The organism is Erwinia sp. L03-1 (assembly GCF_058686115.1).
Genome location: NZ_CM178762.1, coordinates 3,970,983 through 3,993,638, shown reverse-complemented (window position 1 = coordinate 3,993,638; position 22,656 = coordinate 3,970,983). Strand labels below are relative to the sequence as shown.

15 protein-coding genes and 2 pseudogenes are annotated in these 22,656 nt (G+C 50.2%); 14 read left to right on the top strand and 3 right to left on the bottom strand.

Annotated elements, in window-relative coordinates:
* Position 1: 1 nt before the first annotated feature.
* Both AC4PCC_RS18285 and AC4PCC_RS18280 read left to right on the top strand, forming a co-directional pair.
* On the top strand, positions 2–4,375 hold the full coding sequence (locus AC4PCC_RS18285) for an RHS repeat-associated core domain-containing protein (protein ID WP_492125468.1): 4,374 nt from the start codon (positions 2–4) through the stop codon (positions 4,373–4,375).
* A 2-nt stretch (positions 4,376–4,377) separates the two neighbouring features.
* A complete protein-coding gene (locus AC4PCC_RS18280; RefSeq protein WP_067710481.1) occupies positions 4,378–4,665 on the top strand; it encodes a hypothetical protein in 288 nt (95 codons plus the stop codon).
* A gap of 45 nt (positions 4,666–4,710) precedes the next feature.
* Here AC4PCC_RS18280 and AC4PCC_RS18275 read toward each other — a convergent pair whose 3' ends face one another.
* Positions 4,711–5,004 carry a SymE family type I addiction module toxin gene (locus AC4PCC_RS18275; RefSeq protein ID WP_082804232.1) on the bottom strand — a complete coding sequence of 98 codons (294 nt, stop codon included), beginning with the start codon at positions 5,002–5,004 and terminating at the stop codon, positions 4,711–4,713.
* 327 nt (positions 5,005–5,331) lie between these two features.
* Here AC4PCC_RS18275 and AC4PCC_RS18270 point away from each other — a divergent pair, with 327 nt between their 5' ends.
* Positions 5,332–5,529, top strand: coding sequence for a hypothetical protein (locus AC4PCC_RS18270; RefSeq protein ID WP_492125467.1), 198 nt, complete (start codon positions 5,332–5,334; stop codon positions 5,527–5,529).
* A 118-nt stretch (positions 5,530–5,647) separates the two neighbouring features.
* Here the strand turns inward: AC4PCC_RS18270 and AC4PCC_RS18265 are convergent, their stop codons facing one another.
* Positions 5,648–5,728, bottom strand: coding sequence for a hypothetical protein (locus AC4PCC_RS18265; protein WP_231877699.1), 81 nt, complete (start codon positions 5,726–5,728; stop codon positions 5,648–5,650).
* Here AC4PCC_RS18265 and AC4PCC_RS18260 point away from each other — a divergent pair.
* The 9 genes from AC4PCC_RS18260 to AC4PCC_RS18220 all read left to right on the top strand — a co-directional run bounded on the left by AC4PCC_RS18260 (position 5,697) and on the right by AC4PCC_RS18220 (position 18,917).
* Entirely contained in the window at positions 5,697–6,611 is a 915-nt protein-coding gene (locus AC4PCC_RS18260) for an RHS repeat domain-containing protein (protein WP_492127565.1), read from the top strand. The genes AC4PCC_RS18265 and AC4PCC_RS18260 overlap by 32 nt on opposite strands.
* 147 nt (positions 6,612–6,758) lie before the next feature.
* A complete protein-coding gene (locus tag AC4PCC_RS18255; RefSeq protein ID WP_492125466.1) occupies positions 6,759–7,394 on the top strand; it encodes a DUF2726 domain-containing protein in 636 nt (211 codons plus the stop codon).
* A 137-nt stretch (positions 7,395–7,531) separates the two neighbouring features.
* The gene (locus tag AC4PCC_RS18250) at positions 7,532–9,673 is read left to right on the top strand and encodes a type VI secretion system Vgr family protein (protein ID WP_492125465.1); all 2,142 of its coding nucleotides are present in this window, start codon (positions 7,532–7,534) and stop codon (positions 9,671–9,673) included.
* 2 nt (positions 9,674–9,675) lie between these two features.
* Positions 9,676–10,830 carry a DUF2169 family type VI secretion system accessory protein gene (locus AC4PCC_RS18245; protein ID WP_492125464.1) on the top strand — a complete coding sequence of 385 codons (1,155 nt, stop codon included), beginning with the start codon at positions 9,676–9,678 and terminating at the stop codon, positions 10,828–10,830.
* Positions 10,823–12,088: a DUF4150 domain-containing protein gene (locus AC4PCC_RS18240; RefSeq protein ID WP_067706878.1), complete on the top strand. Its 1,266-nt coding sequence runs from the start codon at positions 10,823–10,825 to the stop codon at positions 12,086–12,088. Before AC4PCC_RS18245 ends, AC4PCC_RS18240 begins: the two co-directional genes overlap by 8 nt.
* 8 nt (positions 12,089–12,096) lie before the next feature.
* Positions 12,097–12,873 carry an ankyrin repeat domain-containing protein gene (locus AC4PCC_RS18235; protein WP_492125463.1) on the top strand — a complete coding sequence of 259 codons (777 nt, stop codon included), beginning with the start codon at positions 12,097–12,099 and terminating at the stop codon, positions 12,871–12,873.
* An 810-nt stretch (positions 12,874–13,683) separates the two neighbouring features.
* Positions 13,684–14,448 (top strand): ankyrin repeat domain-containing protein, encoded by a 765-nt coding sequence (locus tag AC4PCC_RS18230; RefSeq protein WP_492125462.1) that lies wholly within the window; start codon positions 13,684–13,686, stop codon positions 14,446–14,448.
* Positions 14,449–14,835: 387 nt separating this feature from the next.
* Complete coding sequence (locus AC4PCC_RS18225) at positions 14,836–18,690, top strand: RHS repeat-associated core domain-containing protein (RefSeq protein ID WP_492125461.1); 3,855 nt, start codon at positions 14,836–14,838, stop codon at positions 18,688–18,690.
* 14 nt (positions 18,691–18,704) lie between these two features.
* Complete coding sequence (locus tag AC4PCC_RS18220) at positions 18,705–18,917, top strand: hypothetical protein (protein ID WP_492125460.1); 213 nt, start codon at positions 18,705–18,707, stop codon at positions 18,915–18,917.
* Positions 18,918–18,963: 46 nt separating this feature from the next.
* On the opposite strand, the pseudogene AC4PCC_RS18215 reads toward AC4PCC_RS18220, so the two are convergent.
* Positions 18,964–20,210, bottom strand: a pseudogene (locus AC4PCC_RS18215) (IS3 family transposase); the annotation flags it as partial.
* 127 nt (positions 20,211–20,337) lie between these two features.
* Here AC4PCC_RS18215 and AC4PCC_RS18210 point away from each other — a divergent pair.
* Both AC4PCC_RS18210 and AC4PCC_RS18205 read left to right on the top strand, forming a co-directional pair.
* Positions 20,338–20,534 (top strand): annotated as a pseudogene (locus tag AC4PCC_RS18210) (DUF4158 domain-containing protein); the annotation flags it as partial.
* Positions 20,535–20,652: 118 nt separating this feature from the next.
* Complete coding sequence (locus tag AC4PCC_RS18205) at positions 20,653–22,647, top strand: hypothetical protein (protein WP_492125459.1); 1,995 nt, start codon at positions 20,653–20,655, stop codon at positions 22,645–22,647.
* Positions 22,648–22,656 lie beyond the last annotated feature (9 nt).

Genomic DNA, 22,656 nt, shown 5'->3' with positions numbered 1-22,656 from the left:
TATGAGTAATAAATCTGCTGCCCGGATAGGGGATGATCTCATCCACTCCAGCATCTTTGCGGATATCACCAGCATTGTGGTGGAAGGCGCTGCCTTCGCGGCCATTGGTTTTGCCGTTGGGGCCGCCCTCGTGGCCGCGGCCCCACTGGCTGGCGTGGCGGCTGTGAGCACTGCGGTAGCGGCGGTGGGCTCAAGCTGCGTGCTAACCGGGATTATTGGCGGCGCGCTGGCAAATGTGACGGGGGTCTCCGATAAGATCGCCCAGTTCGCCAGCGGCATGGGGGATTTCCTGTTCCCCCCTTCGGTCAGCGGCAAAATCACCAGCGGTTCCGAAAATGTTCTGACCAATAAAAAACTGGCTGCCCGAGCCGCCGCGAAGCTGCTTCCGCCCGCTTCGGTCGTACCCGAAAGCCAGTCTCCAATGAGCTTTATGGATTATGGCCGGGAACTGTTAGGGAGCGCAGGACAGATCGCTCACTCCCTCTGGCAACCCACGGTCGCCGGGCCCGTTGCCAATGCCGATCCCACTCAGCAGGACACCATCGGCTGTGATAAACACGCTGGCCCACAGTTTCTGGCAGAAGGATCCTCGTCGGTGCTGATTAACGGGCAGCCTGCCATCCGGGCGGGGGATCGTTCAACCTGCGAAGCAACGGTGGCAGACAACGTCTCGCCAGATGTGATTATCGGTGGGGAAAGCGTCATTGTCCGTGAGATAAAAAGTGGCAAAACGCCCGGGCTGGCGCTGGTTATGATGTTACTTCCCCTGCTGAGAGGGCGGCCCGGAGAAGTCATACGCAGTATGCCCTGTGTCGTTGCCAATGCGATTGGTGGTATGGCGGCTGATATGTTGATCAATGCCGTTTTTTCCTCCTCAAATCCGGTCCATGCTGCGACAGGCGCAAAGGTGCTTAATGACCAGACCGACCTGGATTTCACGCTGCCAGGACGCTTTCCCCTGCACTGGCAGCGTAACTACAACAGTCGCTCGGGACTCGAAGGCCTGTTCGGACGCGGCTGGACAACGATTTTCGATACCCGGCTTGAGGTAAATGGCAGCGACGGCCTGTGGTGGGATGAATTTGGTCGTGAATTACGTTTTTCCTTACCCCCTGAAAATGAGCCGCTCTACAGCCCCACCGATGGGTTGATCATCCGTCAGGGGCCGGGCGGGGAGCTGGCGATAGCGGATGATGACGGAAGCGTCTGGCGACTCTATCGTCCGCTGCGTGCCAACCCACAGCTGTTGCTGCTGGCCTCGCTCAGCGATGAGTACGGCAATATGCTGGAAATGGATTATGACGCAGAGGGCCGTCTGAACCGTATTTATGACGTACCCGGGGCTGTCGACCTTCATGTTCACTACGACGATATCCGTTTTGCTCAGCGGGTCACATCACTGTGCCATTTTGACGGCAGACAAAGCTGGCAGCTGATGACCTACACCTATGCGGACTCAGGCCAGCTGGCCACGGTGACCGATGCCGCCGGGGTTATTGCGCGAGAGTTCAGCTATAACGAACAGGGGCTGATGAGCGCGCATCGCCTGCCTGGCGGTATGCTCAGTGAATATCGCTGGCAGTACTTTGACGACTGGCGGGTAGTGGCAACGCGAACCAGCACCGGCGACAGCAGCGTCATGACCTATGACCTTGAGGCGGGCCTGACCTCGGTGGTTCACGCTGACGGTCGCGAGCACCGGCACTACTGGAACGAACAGGCGCTGGTTACCCGCTACATTGATGAAAGGGGGGAAAGCTGGCGCTTCGACTGGGATAAAAATCAGCAGCTGACTCGCACGGTGGATCCCCTCGGCAATGAGGTGAAGTTTCGCTATGACGAGGCGGGTAATCGGGTCGAAGAACAGGACGCGATCGGTAACGTTCGCACCACGCAGTGGCTGGAGACGCGTGCGCTGCCGACGGGCATTATTGAGGCCGACGGTTCAGGTACGCGTTTTATTTACGATGAACGCTACGGTCTGGCAAAGGTATTTTCTGCAGAAGGACTGAGCGAACAGCTGGAACGGGATGATTACGGCCAGGTTATCCGTCGCACCGATGCGCTCGGCGGTGTGAATCAGTATGCCTACAATGCTGCCGGTCAGGTTATATCGGTAATGGACTGCTCCGGTTTTACCACGCGCTATCTCTGGCACCCGCTAGGCTGGCTGATGACGGAGATCGCCGCAGACGGTGAAGAAACGCATTATCAATATGATGCCGCCGGTCGTCCCTTAGCACTCCAGCGCGCGGAGGGGTGGGAAGAGAAGCTGCGCTGGAGCAAACGGGGTTTACCCATCGCGCATCAGGCGGCAGATGGCCGCGAAAGCCAGTTCCGCTATGATGATGCAGGCAGGCTGATTGCCACACGCAACCCGCAGGGTGATGAAGTGGGTCGTGAATATGATGCCCGCAGTCGCCTGATCGGTCTGATTAATGAAAATGGTGAACGCTACGGTTTTAAGTGGGGAGCAGATTCCCTGCTGCTTGAAGAGCACGGGCTGGATGGCGTGGTTACACGCTATGGCTATGACGCCAGTGGCCGCGTGGCGGAGCGGACCTTCGCGGCGGATACCGCCCACGCATTTAGCCATCTGTTTCGTTACGATCCACGCGGGCTGGTTACCGGCAGACGTTCCCCGGACGGTGAAACACGCTTCAGCTATTCAAAGCCTGGGCAGCTGCTCCAGGCCTCATATCATCCGGCGCTGGATGATGAAAACGTCACCCACGAACCCGAGCAGGCGCTGGACTTCACCTGGGATAAGCTGGGGCGGCTGGTAAAAGAGACCGGTGAGCAGGGCATGGTGGAGTATGAGTGGGATGCGCTGGGCAACCGCACCAGCACCACGCTGCCCGACGGGCGCAGGCTGCGCAATCTCTACTACGGCAGCGGGCACCTGCTGAATATCGCGCTGGACAACCTGCCGATCACCAGCTTCCGGCGTGACAGCCTGCACCGTGAGACCCGTCGCGCCCAGGGCATGCTAAACAGCCATATCAGCTATGACCGGCTGGGGCGACTGCGTCAGCGAGACGTCTTTACCGATGGTCAGCAGCGCCCGGCACCGCGGCAGTGGTCGCGTCGCTGGGACTATGACTATCGTAATAACCTCGTGCGCGAAGAGCAGGACGATAACCCCTTTACCTGGCGTCAGTGGCAGTACGATGCTGCAGGCCGGCTGCTGAAACAGGACGGAAGCCTGCCGGACCACGAGCAGTGGCGCTGGGATGCCGCGTCGAATCCGCTGGATGCCGGGGCGAACAGGGTGTCGCATAACCGCGTCACCCACCTTAACGGCGCGACCTACCGCTATGATATCCACGGTCGCACGGTTGAAAAAATCCGCGATGGCGAGCGGTGGCGCTACCGCTATGACGGCGAGCACCGGCTCAGTGAGGTGATACGGGAAGGGCGGCACGGCACCCAGACGTACGTCAGCTTTCGTTACGATCCCCTCGGGCGTCGGATCGGCAAGACCAGCCGGACGGTGAAACAGGGAGAGCCAGCCGGTCAGCCCCGCACCACCGGGTTTGTCTGGGAAGGCCTGCGGCTGCTGCAGGAGATTCAGGACGACATCCCGCTGACCTACGTTTACGCGGATCAGGCCAGTTACGAACCGCTGGCGCGTATTGACGGCGTCAGCGATCCGGAGATTTACTGGTTTCACTGTCACCCCAACGGTACGCCGGAGAAACTGACGGACGAAGAGGGCGAAACGCGCTGGCAGGGTGATAACGGCGCATGGGGAAAACTGCTGCGTGAAGCGCGACTGAAAGCACCGGGCTTTGCGCAGAACCTGCGGATGCAGGGGCAGTATCTGGACAGGGAGACAGGGCTTCACTACAATCTGTTCCGTTATTACGATCCAGACTGTGGACGTTTTACGCAGCCTGACCCGATAGGGCTGGCGGGTGGGCTGAATCTTTATGCTTATGCGCCGAACCCGCTGAACTGGGTGGATCCGTTGGGGTTGAGTCGGTGTTCTTCAGATGCTTATAAGGGCGTTAAAGACGCTTCGGCTTATTTGAAGAAACAAGGTGTTCCCCGGAAATTCAGGAAGCAGATTTTAGAATCTTTTGAAATACATTCCCTTCGGGTTCGTAAAGCGACAGATTCAGAATATGGATTAAGATATTTCGATGGGGTAAATGCAAAGGCAAGAGGACGCTATATATTTGAAACATTCCCTGCGACAAGAGAAAGTCTGGCAGTAAAAACTGAATGGAATCAGATGACTAATTTTTCTCAATTTAAAGTTACGCCAGGTTCGGTCATTCTTGAAGGTAGAGCCTCAGCTCAAGGAGTAGGATTGTCGGGTGGCCAGATACAAAAATACATCTCTGACCTCAATAACTTAATAGATTTATAAATATGAATAATAAAGATAAAGCAATTTTTAAGTTGAAAAAAGCGATTGATGAACTGAACAAAGTTCTTGCTGGAAATAATATCAACGTTTTAGCTATAAGCTCACATCAACAAATAGGTGAGTTTATAAAAGTATTTGAAATTACTTTGCAGAAGGTATTATCGGATAGTATTCCCCCTAAAAATAAAAGGACACTTGGGATAGCACACTTAATCGCAGACCAATGGCCCTTTGACCTTGAGTTGGGAAGTATAATTATCGATGCAGAACAAGCCTATAAAGAATTATAGTTAAATAAGCCGGAAGCGATCCCGGTGATCCTTCCGGCTTTTATTTTAGCCGCCAGCCTGAGCCAGCAGCGCCAGCGCCTGTTGCCGGGTCTGCTCAATCTCCCGCCGCTGCTGCTCAAGCCGAGCCTGCTCCTGGCGCAGTCGCGTTTCCTTGCGGCTGTAGGGGATCAGCACCAGACAGCCGTCCAGTACCTTCAGGCTGACGCCGGTGCCCACCTCAAATCCCGCCTCGGCCAGCCACTTACCCGCAATGTTCACCTGCGGCGTGGTGCGGTCACCGCCCTTTGGACGGTAGCCCTCTTTGGAAGGATCGGTAATGGTGAATTTAAAAACTACGATCTAATTAAAGACTCTCCAGTATATATTGATGGGGTGCTAAAAAATGGTGGCTTCTAATATGATAAACTTTAATTCTGAAATAATATCTGGATGTTCGTTAGGTAATATTAGTATGAATGAAAATATATCTTCATTTATAGATGAAATGTATTCTTTTTTAAAGTTGAGGTTAAGGAGTACTATCTTCCTGATGGGAGTAAAAAGAATGCATATATAATTAATAAAACTATAACGATCGCCACTAATCATGAAGGTTTAATCTTCTCAATTGGTTGCAATCAAGAATATAAAGGGAAGTATAAAAACATATTACATACAGGGCAATCGATGAAAGAGGTTATTGCTTCAACTGAAAAGCAACGTATATTTAATGGCTCAGTCATTATTGACGATGATTTTGGCTTTTCACTTATATTGCCATCACCTTATGATGAAATCGGGGATGGCATGGAAAATATACCTGGTAATTTGATATTTAAAGAAATATATGTTTCTGATTTTTCTTCATGGCGATCAGGTTATTGAATGAGGCTGGATGTTAATCTCTTCGATACAGCTAGTCATTGAAAAGCACTGAGAAAACCACCATAAATAAAAGCCGTAAAAATCCTCTCTGGATCTTTACGGCTAATTTTATCAGTTGCTATTCCTGCATATTACCTCGTTGCACCTGAATCACCACCTTACCAGGCATCAAGCTGAGCGCTAGCGGTTGCCCGGTCAAGCCGCACTGTGTCAACCAGTCTCGTTTCAGGGAAGAGCATTTTCACTGGGATGCGGCCGGTAACCAGACGGACAGACCCGGACAGACAGTCTGGCAGAACCTGCTCCAGAGGCTGAGAGGGGCACGCTGGCGCTACGATGGTTTTGGGCGACTAATCTGGCGTAAGCCCGTGAATGAGGATGTGGAGCAGTCCTTCAGCTATGACGATGAGGATCGCGTGGCTGAAGTGCGCTTCACAGGCCATAAAGCCTACAGCCGCGTTGAATATCGTTACGATCCGCTGGGCAGAAGAACGCAGAAAATCCTCCACCATCATAATAAGGCTGCGGAAACCGTCACTTTTCTGTGGACCGGGTTGCGGATGGTGGGCGAAAGCAGCAGCGCCGCGCCGGAGCGTGACACGCAGTACCAGTACAGCGAAGGAAGCTGGGAGCCGATTGCCCGGGTTGATACCCTCGGTGAACAGTCGGATATTTTCTGGTACCACACGGAGCTGAACGGGCTGCCGGAGCGGATGACCAACGATCGTGGCGAAGTGGTGTGGCGCGGGCGCTTCTCGACGTGGGGGATAACGGAGCAGGAAAGCACCACAGGGTATCAGTCAGTCCAGCAGAACCTGCGCTTTCAGGGACAGTATCTGGACCGTGAAACCGGACTGCACTACAATCTGTTCCGGTATTACGATCCTGAGGGTGGACGGTTTACGCAGCTGGACCCTATTGGGTTGGCGGGTGGGCTGAATACTTATGCCTATGTGCCTGACCCGATGGTTTGGGTGGATCCGCTGGGATTGAGTGGTTGCTCCACTATTGGCGGGTACAATCACACAACTCAGCTTTGCCTCTATCCATCCTCAATTGAGGCCGGTTATAAGGGTAGATGATATTTTTGTTAAGAACCGGAAAAGAAACACTGGATTTTCCATATGAATTATCCCGGGCAAGAGACTACTCTCTGAATATTCCCCCCACTATTGCTGAACATGAATTCTTTAACTAATTTTTTATTTTTTCAGGAGGTATCAGGTAGTATGGATTTTTTCATAATATTTATTTTCGTCTTTCTTGTTGGTTTTTATACAGGCCGTAAGTCGGGAAGAAAAAAACCACCCGTCGTGCATAGTAATGCTAATTTCCCTTCAACATATCCCTCTCTGTCCCGGCCCTATACACCACCTAAAAAATTCAGACACTCACGGTGGGAGGACAGGGATGAATTATTTTGGAATATGCTTAGGGAGGGGGTTTATTTAAAGCGAAAAAGAAGTGGTTTCTTGTTAAGTGAAGTGGAGAACATTTACCGTGAGCAACTTGAAGAGTGGTTTGGACAGTATTGCTATATTAATAGCCAGGTATCTTTGGGACAGCTGATTGATTTCCCTGAGCAGTCAGGTTTTTCAGAAGAGGAACGCAAGCGGTTTTTCTCTATTTTCAATGGAATGGCAATGGATTATGTATTGGTTTCAAAAAAAACTAACCGGATTGTATGTGTTATTGAACTGAATGATGCTTCGCATAATGAAGCTGGCAGAATTGAAAGGGATAAAAAGCTGGAGGCGCTGATGTCGACCTGCACAATACCTTTTCTGCCGGTAAACATTCAGGATATACACAGAGAACCAAATATCTGGGAAGTAAGAGCTAATACATTAGCGGGATCTACCTGAATACGCATTGATAACATTCCTTTGATTTTTCGGCGCATCAGCGTCGATCGTGCAGGCGTATGGCTGCTGGATCCGCAAAGCTAATCACTACCGCGCCCGCGCACCACTGGCGGGCGCGGCCAGTCAGGGAAATCACTATGTTTGATCGTATCACCGTCCAGCTGCCCGCCGCGGGCCTGCTGTTCTGGAAACTGAGCGGCAGAGAGGCCCTCTCGCACGCCTTTGAGATAACCGTGGAGCTGCTGAGCACCGATGCGCGCATTGAGCGCAAGGCGCTGCTCGGCCAGCCGCTTACCGTCTCCATCCCCACCCGGGGGCTGACGGGCGGCACCCGCTATCTGAATGGCAAAATCACCCGCATGGCGGTCAGCAGCACCGAGCTGAGCGGCACCCGCTACGCGGTCTACCGCCTGACCATGGAGCCGGACCTGTGGCCGATGAAGCGCGACCGCAACCTGCGTATCTTCCAGAATCAGACCGCGCCGGAGAGCATCAAAACGCTGCTGCGCGAGTACGGTGTGAACGTCGAGGACCGGCTGACCGGCAGCTACCGGGTGTGGGAGTACAGCGTTCAGTATCAGGAGAGCAGCTTTAATTTTATCAGCCGCCTGATGGAGCTGGAGGGCATTTACTACTTCTTCCGCCACGAAGCGGACAAACATACCCTGGTGCTGATGGACAGCGCGCAGCAGCACCAGCCGTTTGCGGGCTACGGGGCCATTCCCTATCACGTCACGCCCTCCGGGGGCAGCACCAGTGAGGAGGGGATAAGCCAGTGGAGCCTGGAGGATAAGGTGACGCCGGGGCTGTACAGCATCGACGACTACGACTTCCGCAAGCCAAATGCGTGGATGTTCCAGGCGCGGCAGAACCCGGCCTCGCCGTCGCCGGGGCAGATAGACGTCTACGACTGGCCGGGACACTTTGTGGACCACGACCACGGCGAGTTCTACGCCCGCATCCGTCAGGAGGGGTGGCAGGTGGAGCACCAGCAGATCGCCGCCCGCGGCACCGCGCTGGGGCTGGCGCCGGGTAACACCTTCACCCTGCTGAACGCGCCCTTCTTCAGCGACAACGGCGAATACCTGACCACCGAAGCGATCTACACCTTTGAAGAGAACCGCTACGCCAGCGGCGACGACAGCAGCACCACCCACAGCATTGCGGTGCAGGTTATTCCGTCGGACATCACCTTCCGCGCCGAACCGCGCACGCCGTGGCCGCGCACCCACGGCCCGCAGACCGCGAAGGTGGTGGGACCGCAGGGCGAGTCGATCTGGACCGATAAATATGGCCGCATCAAGGTGAAATTTCACTGGGACCGGCTGGCGAAAGGGGACGACACCAGCTCCTGCTGGGTGCGCGTCTCCAGCGCCTGGGCGGGACAGGGCTTCGGCGGGGTGCAGATCCCGCGGGTGGGCGACGAGGTGGTGATCGACTTTATCAACGGGGATCCGGACAGGCCGATCGTCACGGGCCGGGTGTACAACGAAGCGAGCATGCCGCCGTGGGCGCTGCCTGCGGCCGCAACGCAGATGGGTTTTTTGAGCCGGAGTAAGGATGGCTCGCCGGACAACGCCAACGCCCTGCGCTTCGAGGATAAAGCGGGGGAGGAGCAGGTGTGGATGCACGCCGAGCGCAATATGGATACGGAAATCGAAAATGATGAGACAAGGTTCGTTGGCAGTAATCGAACCAAGACCATTTGTGGAAATGAAACCACTGAGGTTAAGAAAAACCGTACGGAAACGGTCGATCAAAATGAAACAATTACTGTTCATCAAAACCGCACCGAGACGGTGGATGGCAATGAAACCATTACCGTGCACAGTAATCGTACGGAAACAGTGGATATGAACGAAAATATTCGTATTGGCCAGAATCAGTCGGTCAATATTAATGGCAATCAGTCGCTGCAGATTGACCAGGGCAAGACGGAAACTATTGTCCTCGCATCTATGCTTAATGTTGGCCTGGCGCAAAATACCAATATCGGAGCGGCCTACGTACTTAACGTAGGTGCAGGCTGGATGACGAATACCGGCGCCATGCAGATGCACAACGTAGGTATGAAATATTCTGTTAATAGCGGCAGAGATATTAACCTTTCAGCGGGTACCACCGCTGATTACAGCGCAGAAGATAAGATTTCACTGGTTTGTGGCGAGGCGATGATTGTTCTGGAAAAGGATGGCACCATCACGATTAGCGGCACTAAACTCAAATTAGTCGGTGAAAAAGAAATCGACCTGGATGGCACAAAGATAGATATCAACTAATTATGGAAAACTTCAAGAATCTGACGGCATTCCCCGCCCTGATGTTTGACTCTTTAGATCCGCACGATCATGGCTTCTCCACCGTGGTGGCACGTCTCAGCTATGATATGGATATTCAGAGTGGTGGTCTGAAGCTATGCCAGGACCAGGGGGGACTGGTTGAGCAGGACTGCTACTTTGGAGAAATCGGGCGTAGCAGTACGCGCTTCGAAAGTGATTTGGCGCCTTTTAAACCTCGCCTGGACGTAATAATTAATGCTACCGCCTGGGCACCTGGTGATAAACCTGTAAAGACATTTACCGCTGGCATTCAGGTAGGAGACTTTACCCGACTGATTAAAATTACCGGGCCACGCGAGTGGCGAAAAATGATTACCAGCTGGCAGCTCAGTGATGCACAGCCTGTCGCTTCCCTTGATTTACGCTATGAATATGCTCCGGGAGGATTTTACCCTACAGAAGGTAAAGACGTTATTGCCTCCCCGGCTAATACGGTTGGTATGGGATGGTTTCCTCCTGAACTGCTAAAGAAGAGCAAAGCACAACAGCTGCCCGCTCCTCAAATTGAATGGGTTACTCATCCTGTCGAAAAGATTGATCGCGTGATGCAGCCCGCCGGATTTGGATTTTATGGGCGTGGATGGCAGGGGCGTATTGAATATGCCGGAAGCTACGACCTGAAATGGCAAAAGGAACGGCATCCTTTGTTACCAGATGATTTTACCTATGACTACTGGTGTGGCGCGCATCCATTTATGCAGTTCCCCTTTCCAGAACCACTCAAATCAGTACCGATCAGGCTTCGCTATCTGATTGCAGCCAGCGAAGTGGCTAATCAGCAAATCGACCTTAACGTAGCCGTAGAATCACTTTTTGTATTTGTCACAACAGAGAAGGGCGCTGGAGTGGCAAAAGATATGATTCTGGATACGCTGGTTATCGATCTGCCGTCACGAAAAGTGCACTGTAGCTACCGGGTGGTGATATCAGAACTTATGGCACCAGTAATAACCGAACTCCGGTTTATCGCATCCGATGAAAGGCAACAGCAACTGGTTACCGCAGCCCGGCTTAATAACGATCCTCACTCCAGCGAGTTTGTACCTTTACCGCCAGGCCTGACAGGCAAAATTAAGGAGGAAAAAACGCGTGGCTGAGAATTATGCTGCCCGTAAGGACGGGAGCTATAAAGTTGTGGGAATGGCACCGGATCTCTGTTTTACACCGGGTATACCAACTCCGGTTCCGTATCCGGTCACTACTACGCTTGCTCCTGCAAAAAGTACGGTGGATTCTGTGAGCTTCAATGGACACCCTGCTTTTGTTTATGATCAAAGCTTTATTCCCATCACAATAGGTGATGCGGCCGGAATCAACAAAGGTGTTGTTAGCGGCACGGTTGAAGGAGACTGCTGGCCAATAGAACACAGCCCGGATACCTGGATTGGTGGACATCCTTTAAATCGTGTTAGCGATCTTTTTGCCATGAATGGCAAAGCAACGGGTGGCCGTGGCGGGCCGCTGACAAAACATGAAGCATGGGAACGTCGTAGGGGGCTGATAGCGAAGGGAAAACAGAGCAGCGATCTAAAGATTCGTGCCGCTGCAGAACGCCTTGAGCTGAATAACACTGGGATTGAAAAAGCAAAACTTGCAGATTATGTCTATGAACCACGCGATTCATCAAAACCTATGCCACCTATCCCAGAAGGTTGGAGTGATGTTAGTGAAGATCCTAAGGCTTTAGCAAAATTTAATTTAACACCTGAAAACCTGCAGATAGAGGGGCAACCCGGTTTTAGATCAAGAGTCTATGTCCCTGATGAAAAAGTTTTCGATAAGGATATGTCAGCCTCAGTCGTTTTCCGCGGCACACGCATGGAAGAAGTGGTGGACTGGAAAAATAACCTGCAACAGGGAGTGGGCACAAAATCAGAATATTACAAGCAAGCTGTGAGGATAGGTAACAGGATAGAACGTTCTTCAGCACCTGTAGATACTGTGGGTCATTCGCTTGGAGGAGGCCTTGCTTCCGCTTCATCCAGAGCAAGTGGCAAACCTGGCTGGACTTATAATTCTGCGGGATTAAAATCAACTACAGTTGAAAAATACGGTGGGAAAATAATCACACCGAAGCAGGGGGAAAATATCATCGCATATCGCGTGAAAGGGGAAATACTCACTTCCATCCAGGAACCAGGGTTCTGGGGAGGTGCAGCAATTATTACTGGTTTGGGCGTTATGGGATTAGGCGCAATGGGGGTAGGGATAGTAACGTCGCCAAAATCGGTTGGTATCCGCCATGATATGGAGGGTGGGACGGGCAGTAAAATTGATATGCACGATGCTAAACAAGCTATTCACTGCATTGAGCTGGAAAAAAAATCGGATGAGACGCTATTGATTTCTCAATAAGGGTTATTATGCTTAAACAATTAACCGGCATATTGAAAAAAATAAAAAAAAATCAGGTGTTGAGCGCTTTAATAATGTTTTTCTTAGTTTCAGGATGTCATGCAATGAAAAAATATCCACCGGAAAATTTTTTCCATGGAACACAGCTAACACTTGCTCAGGATATATATGACAGTAATGTTGATGCGATAAAAAAAGATGTCGAACAAACAGATTTAAATAAACCCGGCAGGCAGGATATGACATTGCTTTTCTATGCTTTACAATCAGCATCAGATAAAGACGCTTCCCGGTTGAATATTATTTCAGAACTTGTGAGGTTAGGTGCTAATCCACTACAACGGGTCCCTGATGTGGGTAGTGTTGCTGGAGTGGCTGCACGTGCAGATAGTCCTGTATTTATGCAGGCCTTGCTAAAGGGCGGCATGAGCCCAAATGTGAAAATAATGAACACACCTGTTATTATGGTTGCTGCTGATGATGAAAGAATCCCCACAATGGATTTGTTGTTGAAAAATGGGGCTGATGTTAATCAAAGAGATTCTCTGGGAGCTACAGCTTTGATGGCTGCACTTGATGGTATCCAGCTTGATGCAGTTAGCTGGTTACTGGATAAGGGAGCCGATCCGCGATTGACTGAGACGAATAGCGGTTGGTCTTTCTCTAAACAGCTCCTGTCAGCACAAAAAAAGTTAGGCGGTGATAAAAAAGTGGATAAAAAAATTCAAGAAATTATTGATAAAGGTATTGCGCATGGTATGGAGTGGCCTCCGTCAGCCCACTGAATATGATAATTTTCAATCCAAACTATTCACTGTGTCGAACCAAATAATGCGTAGGGATAAGTAGTAATATGCTTTACAGGACCATTCTTACCCTCAATGGGTGTGGGGAGTTAATCTCTTGATATCTCTGCATCAGTCGGCGTTCGTTACTGGGGATTAGCACTATATCGGTATTGCTCAGTCTGTTGATGATGATGGTCAGTTTAGTGATTGATCAGATCGTACAATTCGGAGGTGAGGTAATTTGAAGGGATATACTGTTCCGAACAGTTATTTATCTTAATTAAGAAGAGATCTTGCGTGAATAAAACACCTTACTTTAAGAATTTTTCTATATCCGTTTAATTTATTTTGTGATTGGCTGTATAGCTGGATGCAATAAAATGAAAAAAGCAAATCAAAAAGGTATTTTAGCGTAAGCCGATTAATATATACTCAGCAAATTGAGAGTGCTAATTTAAATGGAGTTGAAGAGCATGAAAAAACAACCTAATTAAATAATCCGGGTATCGATAACATCATATTGCTCTTCTATTTTTTTACATGCAGCGGGTGACAAAGGTTCTAAAAAAATCGAGCAGATGCGTTTGTTAGCTACAAAGAAAGGCATGCAATGGCCTCCAGCTAAACGTTAAGGATTTTTATAATTAACCTCCTCTAATTTAGTAAGCATATTACTCGCCTCATTGATGTCAATACAATGGATGAGAAGTGCCTGTCTTTGAATGGAGTTCAATCAGGTTAGCGATCGGGGTTAAGGGTGGGATTGGTAAACTGATACGACTTGAAGATTAATTTTAAGAGGTGTTAATGGATTTAGTGATTATTATCAAGAGAATGATAACCTCCACGATTGTTATCTCATCATTGGTCTTTATACTGGCATGCAATAAAATGACGAATAACTCCCCTGAGAGCTACTTTAATGGGAATGCGCTGATATTGGCGCAAGAAATTCAGAAGGGCCACCTGGATAATGTCCAAAAAATCGCTCCCGGTACGGATCTGAACAAGCCAGGGAAACAGGATATGACATTGCTTTTTTATACGCTGCAAACAGCTTATGGAGAAAAACAAAATCAGCTTAAAATTCTCTCAGAAATGGTTAAGCTGGGGGCCAATCCGCTTCAACTCGTGCCGGATATGGGCAGCGTGGCTCAGGTTGTCGCCCGATCTGACAGCCCGGCTTATATGAATGCTTTGCTGGAGGGTGGAATGAGCCCGAATGCTGTTGTGGAAGATACACCGATCATATTTGATACGGCAACTGCCCATAGCTTTAACGTATTAAAACTGCTTGTATCCCGTGGAGCTGATATCAATAAGAAAGATAGTCTTGGGCAAAATGTCTTAATTGAGGCCTTAGCAAGTATGCAGTTAGATCAGGTTGAATGGTTATTGAACCACGGTGCCAATCCAACCCTGAAAACAGTCAATGGCTGGCGTTTTGGAAACATGCTTGAAAAATCAATAAAAAGTGAAGGCTCCGTACATTCAAAAACAGGCGCTAAACTTGAAGAGATAAAAGATCTCGCGATAAAAAAAGGCGTGAAGTGGCCCCCTGCCTCATATTAGATTTCGTCTGATTTTTCCTCTAAAGATGTTGGTATGCTCATCGGTTATATTACCGGTGAGTAATATTAATAAATAACTTATAATCCTGTTGCTTTCTTTATCAGTGAAAGAGAGGCTGGTTCTTATTTTTAACTGTGCGGTGTGATTTTATCACCTTATTGTTTGAGGTGTGCCGGATAAGTATAATCTTTAAGTTGATCTGCTCCATCTTTTCAGTATGAGGTTATTGTTTTACCTCAAATAAACTGCTTACAGACATCAATAGCACTGACTTCTATTTAAAATTTGAGTTTTTATTTCAGCATCTATTAATCATATTTTCTATGATCTTTATAAATCTGTCTTTCAACATTATTTAACTAAACTGCATCGTAGCAGGGATCTCATATGGCGACAGGAAATACCATTGGTAAACTACAGTATGCCCCGGCACCGCAAGGTAGCGTTGAGGCGGGCAGCGCAAATCCACCCCAAAAGAAAAGTTGGTGGAGCGACTATGGGGACTGGGTTCACACCGGACTGGACGTTCTGGGTGCCGTTCCTGTTATCGGGGCGGTAGCTGATGGCGCTAATGCGGCTATTTACACAGCTGAAGGTGATTACGGTAATGCGGCGCTTTCTGCTGCCTCTGCGGCAGCCAACTTTGTACCGGGCGGCGGGGCGGCATTTAAAGCCGGTAAGCTGGCGGCCAAAGCGGGTAAAGCGATGGACGTGGCTAAAGTTGGGAAAACCGCTGCAAAAGAAGGCGCCGGAATGACCGGGCGGGCTCTGGCTAAATCCGAAGCCAAAACCGTAAAAGCTGAAGCCTCCACAACAGGACGAAAAGCCAAAAGAGCCGGTAGTGAAAAAGGCGGGAGTGACACGGGTAAAGGAGGCTCACATAAAACAGGGCCCTGCAAGACAAGTTTTGTGGTCGCTAATCCCGTTAATCCCGTGCTCGGCATCAAACTTCTTTTCGGTGACGAGGATAAAGATTTTGAATTTCCAGCTGCGGTTCCCCTCTCATGGCAGCGTAGCTATTTTTCAGATGAGACTGGCAACGGCTGGCTGGGGCAGGGCTGGTCGCTGCCGTTTTCTGTCAGTATTGAAAAAAAAGGCCGACTTGTTCTCTTTAAGGATGAGCAGGGACGTGAAATCGACTTCCCTGACGTTCAGCCGGGTTATCCGGCCTATTTCCATCGTTATGAACAACTCTCTCTTTCACAACCGGAAACCGGAAAGTATCGCCTTTCCGAGGCGGATGGAAGCCGCCACTGGATTTTCGGCGAACAGGTTGACTCACAGCGCTGGCTACTCAGTGCTATTGAAGATAGACATGGTAATAGTCTCAGGCTGACCTATAACGCGGTACAGCAGCCTGTTGAGATTACAGACAGCGCCGGGCGGCGGTTTCTTATCACATTCAGCCCGATAACTTTGTCTTCCGGAGAAATTATCAGCCGCCTGACGGAGGTTGCCTGCTGCCATCCATCTGAGCCACACCGTTCAGACCCGCTCTGTCATTATGATTATTCAGATGAAGGCGATCTGATTGCCGTGCGCAATGACAGGGACGAGATCGTCCGCGACTTTCGCTATCGTAATCATATGATGGTTGCTCATCGGTTAGCAGGAGAACTGGCGTGTTTTTATCATTACGACCGCTTTGACCCAAAAGGAAAGGTTATTGCTCATCGTAACAGCCTGGGGGAGGAATGGCTGTTTGAGTATCACGCGGACTCTACGCAGGTTACGGATGGGATTGGGCGTAAAACCCACTATGAATTTGACGAAAACCACGATTTGACAGGATACAGGAATGCAACAGGCGGCTACACGCGCCTTAAGCTGAATAGTCGTGGGCAGCCGCTGGTGATTACCGATCCTGCCGGGCGACGCACACGCTACCGCTATGATGAGCGCGGTAACATCACGGCGATGACCGCCCCGGATGGGCAAATGACCCGGGTTGATTATCATCCAGTATGGAATCTTCCTGTACGTATTACAGATATGCTGGGTAATCTGCGCGAATTTACCTATGACGTGGCGGGTAACCTGATCCGCGAAATGGATGAACTTGGGCGTATTACTGAATATAACCACGACGATGCCGGTAACCTGGTTCGTATCCGGGATGCAGCCGCAGGTATACAGCGTCTGCAGTGGAATGATGCAGGATTCCTGATCGCACATACTGACTGCTCAGGGCGAACCACGGGTTATGCTTACGATAAATATGGCTGGCTGAAAGAGCGGACCGATGCGGCCGGAAATCTGACATATTATGAGCATAATCGGGACGGACAGCCCGTGCATATTACGAAGGCCGATGGCTCAAGTGAAGCATTTGAATATGACCGCTGGCGGCGTCTGACAGGCTTTAAGGATGCAGCGGGACAGACTACGCGGTGGGAGCTTGCTCCGGATGGTATGCCGGTGGCGCGGATTGATGCGGTCAAACATCGGATCGGCTATTGCTATGATCAGGCACGCCGCCTGTCTATCCTGACCAATGAGAATGGCGCTCAGTATCGTATGGAATACGACGACAGGGACAATCTGATTGCTGAGTACGGCTTTGATGGACGCATTACGCGTTATGATTATGATGCGAGTGACCGGGTGATCTCGCGGAAGGAATACGGGGATGGCAGTGATACAGTCAGTGAGATTCACACGCATTATCAGCGTGATGATGCTGGCAGGCTGCTGGAAAAACTGGTGATGAAAGGGGGAACTCAGCGCTGGCGGCGCACGCGCTTCCGTTATGACGGGCTTGGGAGGTTAATCGCAGGGATTAATCATGGTGGGCGGGTGGAACTTAATTACGACGCCGCCGGACAGCTGCTGGAGGAAAAAACCCTGACCCGGGGCAGGGAGCAGACGCTGCGGCATCAGTATGACGAGCTGGGCAATCGGACAGTGACCACTCTGCCGGATGGCCGTGAGCTGAGGAATTTCTACTATGGTAGTGGGCACCTTATCCAGATAAACCTGGATAAGCGGGTTATCAGCGAAATCACCCGGGATGCGCTTCACCAGGAAGTGAGCCGCAGCCAGGGGGCGCTGAATACTGAATTTGTACGGGATGAAATGGGGCGTCTTATCACCCAGCGTGCGGGCCGGGGCGGTAAGCTGAAGGTGGCGAGAGAGTACGGATGGCGGCAGGATGGTCAGCTTCAGCAGATGGTTGACTTATACAGCGGCGATCATCGTTATCAATACGATGCCATTGGACGCCTGACCGGGGCGGGGGAAGAGAGATTTGCATTCGACCCGGCTCACAACCTGCTGTCGAAGGACTCAGAATCGTCAGTGAATGATAACCGCATCCGGGTGTATGAGGATAAACGCTGGAAATATGATACACACGGCAACGTAACGGAAAAACGGACCGGACGGCATACGGAACAGCAATTCATCTGGAACGGCGAGCACCAGCTGGAAGAGGCCCGCAGCAAGCGGCAGGGAATAAGACAGACTACTACCTATGGCTATGATGCGTTTGGGCGCCGTAGCTGGAAGAAAGATGGATTTGGTATCACGCACTTTGTCTGGGATGGTAACCGGCTGCTAAGTGAAATTCGCGGTGTGCGCAGCTTAACCTGGTTATACGATGATAAAGAATTTGTGCCACTGGCGCAGATAAGCACAACGGCAGGGGATCCAGCCGATCGTGCAGAGATCCACTGGTATCACACGGATCAGGTGGGTATGCCGCGTGAACTAAGCGATATCAGCGGAGAAATCAGCTGGCGAGCTGATTACCGCGTCTGGGGAAACACACTTAAGGTGTCATATCCGGACATACAGGCGGGAGAGGAGCCGGTTTATCAGCCGCTGCGCTTTCAGGGACAGTATTATGATGCAGAAACAGGATTGCACTATAACCGTTTCAGGTACTATGATCCTGATGTAGGGCGGTTTATCAGTCAGGACCCGATAGGGCTGGCGGGCGGGCTAAATCTTTATCAGTATGCGCCTAACCCGCTTAGTTGGATCGACCCGTTGGGCCTTACTAAATGCAAACCGTCATCACCAGGTGCAATGCAAAAAGAAGTTGAACGCGGGCAAGCCCCAAGGGAAATAGAGCGCGTTGACAGAGGCCATATTCCTGGTCAGGAAGCTCATGTACATTATTCTGACGGAACTTCTTCTAATGTGAGTGGCGGTATCCATGATGCGCATCGTGGTATGCCAAACCCTACCAAAAAAGCTCGTAAATGGCTGATTAGTCACGGTTGGACACCACCAGACTAAACATGAGAGGTATTATGAAAATCTACGGATATGAGAATGAAGACAGTGATTTAGTATCTCTTCAGGAAATATCGTTACAAGTGACTATCGATGAGTTAAAGAAATTATCAAGTTTTATCGATAATACAATTAACATGATGGAAAAATACGGAAATGAATTTGGGCATGAACATTTTTTAGACTTTATAAAATCAAAAAAGTACCCAGATATTATCATCACTAAATAAATTTAAGCCGGAAGCGATCCTTCCGGCCGTTTACCTTCAGCCACCCTTCAAGCCAATGAGGTACACATTTCAGCGTAAGGAACAGTGACTCCACATATGCATTATCATTACTGACGCGTGGCCTGCTGTTTGACGGCGAGATATTCAGTTCTGCCAGTTTGACTTGCAGAGTCTGCGACTTCATCGCCGCCCCATTATCCGCATGCAGCACCAGCGGCTGGCGATAACACCGTTCCCGCAACACGCTGCGCTGGATTAGTGCGGCCGCCTGTTCTCCGCTTTCGCTCTCATGCACTTCGTAACCCGTGATTTTTCGGCTGTACAGGTCTTCGATAAGATACAGATAAAACCAGCGCCCTTTCACCCCTGAGGCGAGCCAGGTGATATCCCACATCCACACCTGATTCGGCTTCGTCGCTTTCCAGGTGGTGGCTGGCCGGGCTTTCTCTCCCGTCCGCTGCCGCCCCCGTCGATGCGCTTCGCCATGCCGCCGCAGCACCCGGTAAAACAAGGACTCGCTCGCCAGATATCTCCCCTCATCCGCCAGTCGTGGCACGATTTGCGACGGCGGCAGGCTGGCATATGCCGGCTGATGACACACCGCCAGTATCTGCTGCTCTTCCTCTGCCGTTAAGCGGTTGCCCGGCGCCGGCCTTATTGCCCCCGGCCGCCCGTCTTCCGCACTCTTGTGCCATCGCCGCCAGGTGCGTTCACTCAGGTTGATTTCCCGCAGAGCAACGGACAGTCGCGCACCATTTGTCATGGCTTCGCGAACATAACCACTTAATGCCGCCCGTTCCGGGACCGGCGTCAGTCGTCCCCGTCCGTTTCCCCGTAATAGTCCTGCAACCGCTTTCGCAGCACCAGTATCGCTGCCGCCTCCGCCAGGGCTTTCTCCTTACGGACCAGTTCGCGTTTGAGTTGCTTAATCTCTTTCTGGCTTTGCCTGAGTGCGGCTTTATCATCAGGTGAAGACATCTGCAAAAAGCCTTGTTTCCACTGACTTATCTGCTCAGGGTGGAGGCCTTTTTTACGGCAATATTGTGCAAGCTCCGTTTCAGTGAGCGTGGCGGTTTCAACAATGACAGCCAGACGGGCTTCCGCTGGCCATTGTTCTGTGGTTTTGTCTGCGCCGGGCACCGGTTTCCCCTCTGCTTTTGCCTGATTACGCCAGTTATAGAGGGTAGCTTCCGATATTCCTTCCAGTTGAGCAACCGCCGTGACGGTCATGTTGTAAGGTGGCAGTAATTTAGCCAGTGCTGCTGATTTTCGTTCGGGCGAAATGCGTTTCATGGTGTTTCCCCACCGCCCCATTAGAGTTTTTGATGGGGGTGACAACTATCCTGACAGAGGGGGCAGGGAAGCCATTATGCCTGTCAGTTTTCTGACCGTTAAGCAGGCTTAAAGCTATGGCCGCTTCATCGGCGAGCCGGATGAGCTTCAGCTGGCACGTTATTTCCATCTTGATGAGGCAGACAAAGAATTTATTGAAAAAGCAGAGGCGATCATAATCGTCTGGAAATTGCCCTGCAAATCGGGTACGTGCGTTCTCTGGCCACCTTTCTTACCGACATGAATCATACGCCTTCCGTAGTCCGGCGATTTCTGCCAGAGCAAACATAGGCGGGCTGTAGTCGTTGATGCTTCACAGTATGAAATAATCTTTTTTTTAAAGAAAAATAAAATTGTAATGAGATAAGCTGCCTATTTCCCTTGGACTTTTAAGTGAATCGGCATGCCTAATATTAGTAATACTCATCTGACACCAACCCATTATCCCTTCGCCGTTATCGAGGCAAAGACTGACAAAGGCAGTGAATGTTTTGTTATTGATAAAAACAAAGGGACCGTTTACCAGTTATCGAGGGTTAAAAACAATAATTTGAAACTACAACCGGTGGCTTTGCCTTCCCTGGAGGCAATGGGTATCAAATTTATAGATAAAATCACAAACTGCGACGCAATGGAATTGATAAAAAATCCTTGCTTGATCAATACCGTTCTTAGCCAGTATAGCTTTAGTACCACATTGCCTGGCCGATTTAAGGCCATTAACGATTTGAGTGAGGTTGAAAAGAGCCAATACAAACAGTTATCAGAAGCCGGTAAAACGGCTCAACTTCGTCAGGATCTCCTTTCGCTCGTAGATGACGATCTGAAAGAACCTTTCAACACACTGTTAAAAGAGTGGGGAACCTATGGTGTTTCCGCCAGCGAGGTCGAGAAGGGTACCTATGCCGATTTTAAACAATTCTATGATGAAAAAATGGCAAGCCATGCCGTAAAAAAAGACGATTACGCAAAACTTGATTTCTCCACCCAAAATATTAAATCGCAGATTACCGACCCACGTTGTTTGAACGCAAAACTGACACCACTGCAACTGTTTAAAGCCGCTTTTCAGTTAGGCGATATCCCGGGAGTTTCCAATTTCCGTTTTATGAATAACCCAGCCAGTAAAAACGATGGGAAATACCGGGAGTGGATGTATCACTTTGACAATAGTAATTATGCCGCAGAGTATAAACTCATTACCACACGTATCGCAGATACCGAGCTTGCCAACAACGAACAGTGCCTGGCCGCGTTCCCCTACGATACAGAAAAAACCATCCGTTTTACGCAAAATGAAGCGGCAACAAAATTCCCCACCATGGACGACTTGCAAAAAGAATTTAGCCATATACCGGGAGCCCGCTATGTGGTTATTCGTAACCCCGACAGCACAACACCGATTGAAACGGGTATTCGTACCGAAATGATCGTGCACCACCGATCTGCAAGCAGCAAAGATGAAACGCAATCGCGCGATGCCGAATTAATGACATTCCATGGTACTGGCCGGTGTCAGCCTTTCCTTACCACCCGGGAACTGAATCAAGCCCCGCATCTCACGACATTACAACGTTTCGTATTGGGTGAATTCCGTGATTCGAACCCCCAACAATTTATCGAGGCATTAAAAGAACAAAAAGAAACCCTTAATTCGCAAATAAGGCAAAAGCTGGCTGCCAACGCGCTTATACCACTAGAAAAAATAACCGTGGCAAAATTCAGTGAGCAGGGGGTACAAATTACCAACGAGGCGTTATTCAATAAACAGACGTCAACTTATGATAACCTACCTGAAATTCTGGACAAGATCCCAAAACTGGACCTTTCATCAGCAGACATTCATGAAAAGGTGCTCACTGCTGTGCCCCTGTTAATGAATTATGATCAGAATGCACAATTGAAGCCAGATTGTTCCGAGAATAAGGCATTTCCTGCCAGAACCCAATTGCGGGAACGCACTAAGGAACAATTCAGGAAACCGCTGGAACGTGATTTGCAAGAAATCCAAATCAGCAACAACCTCCAACACCTGCTGTCGAAAGAGAAACTGAATGAAATCACCGCGAGCCTTAAACGTTTTTACACTGATGGTACCGAATCTCTCAAAGCGTGCAATGCGTCTCCTGAACTGACGGCGTTATTCAACAGCCGGGCAGAGTTGGCCGAAGAATATAATAGTCAGTTCTTTGAACGTGCAAACCACCCCGAAACCCATCAGGTGCTATCCCTCTTCACCTACTACATGATAGACGATCTGAAGCAGGCTGTTACCCTCCTGCATGAACACGGGGCCAGGGTTGATAGCCAATTGGTTACCACGATTAAAAAGCAACAGACGCCACTACTACAGCACTTCATTACTCATCGTCTGTTAAACGATCAATTGGCAGCCTGAACCCGGCTC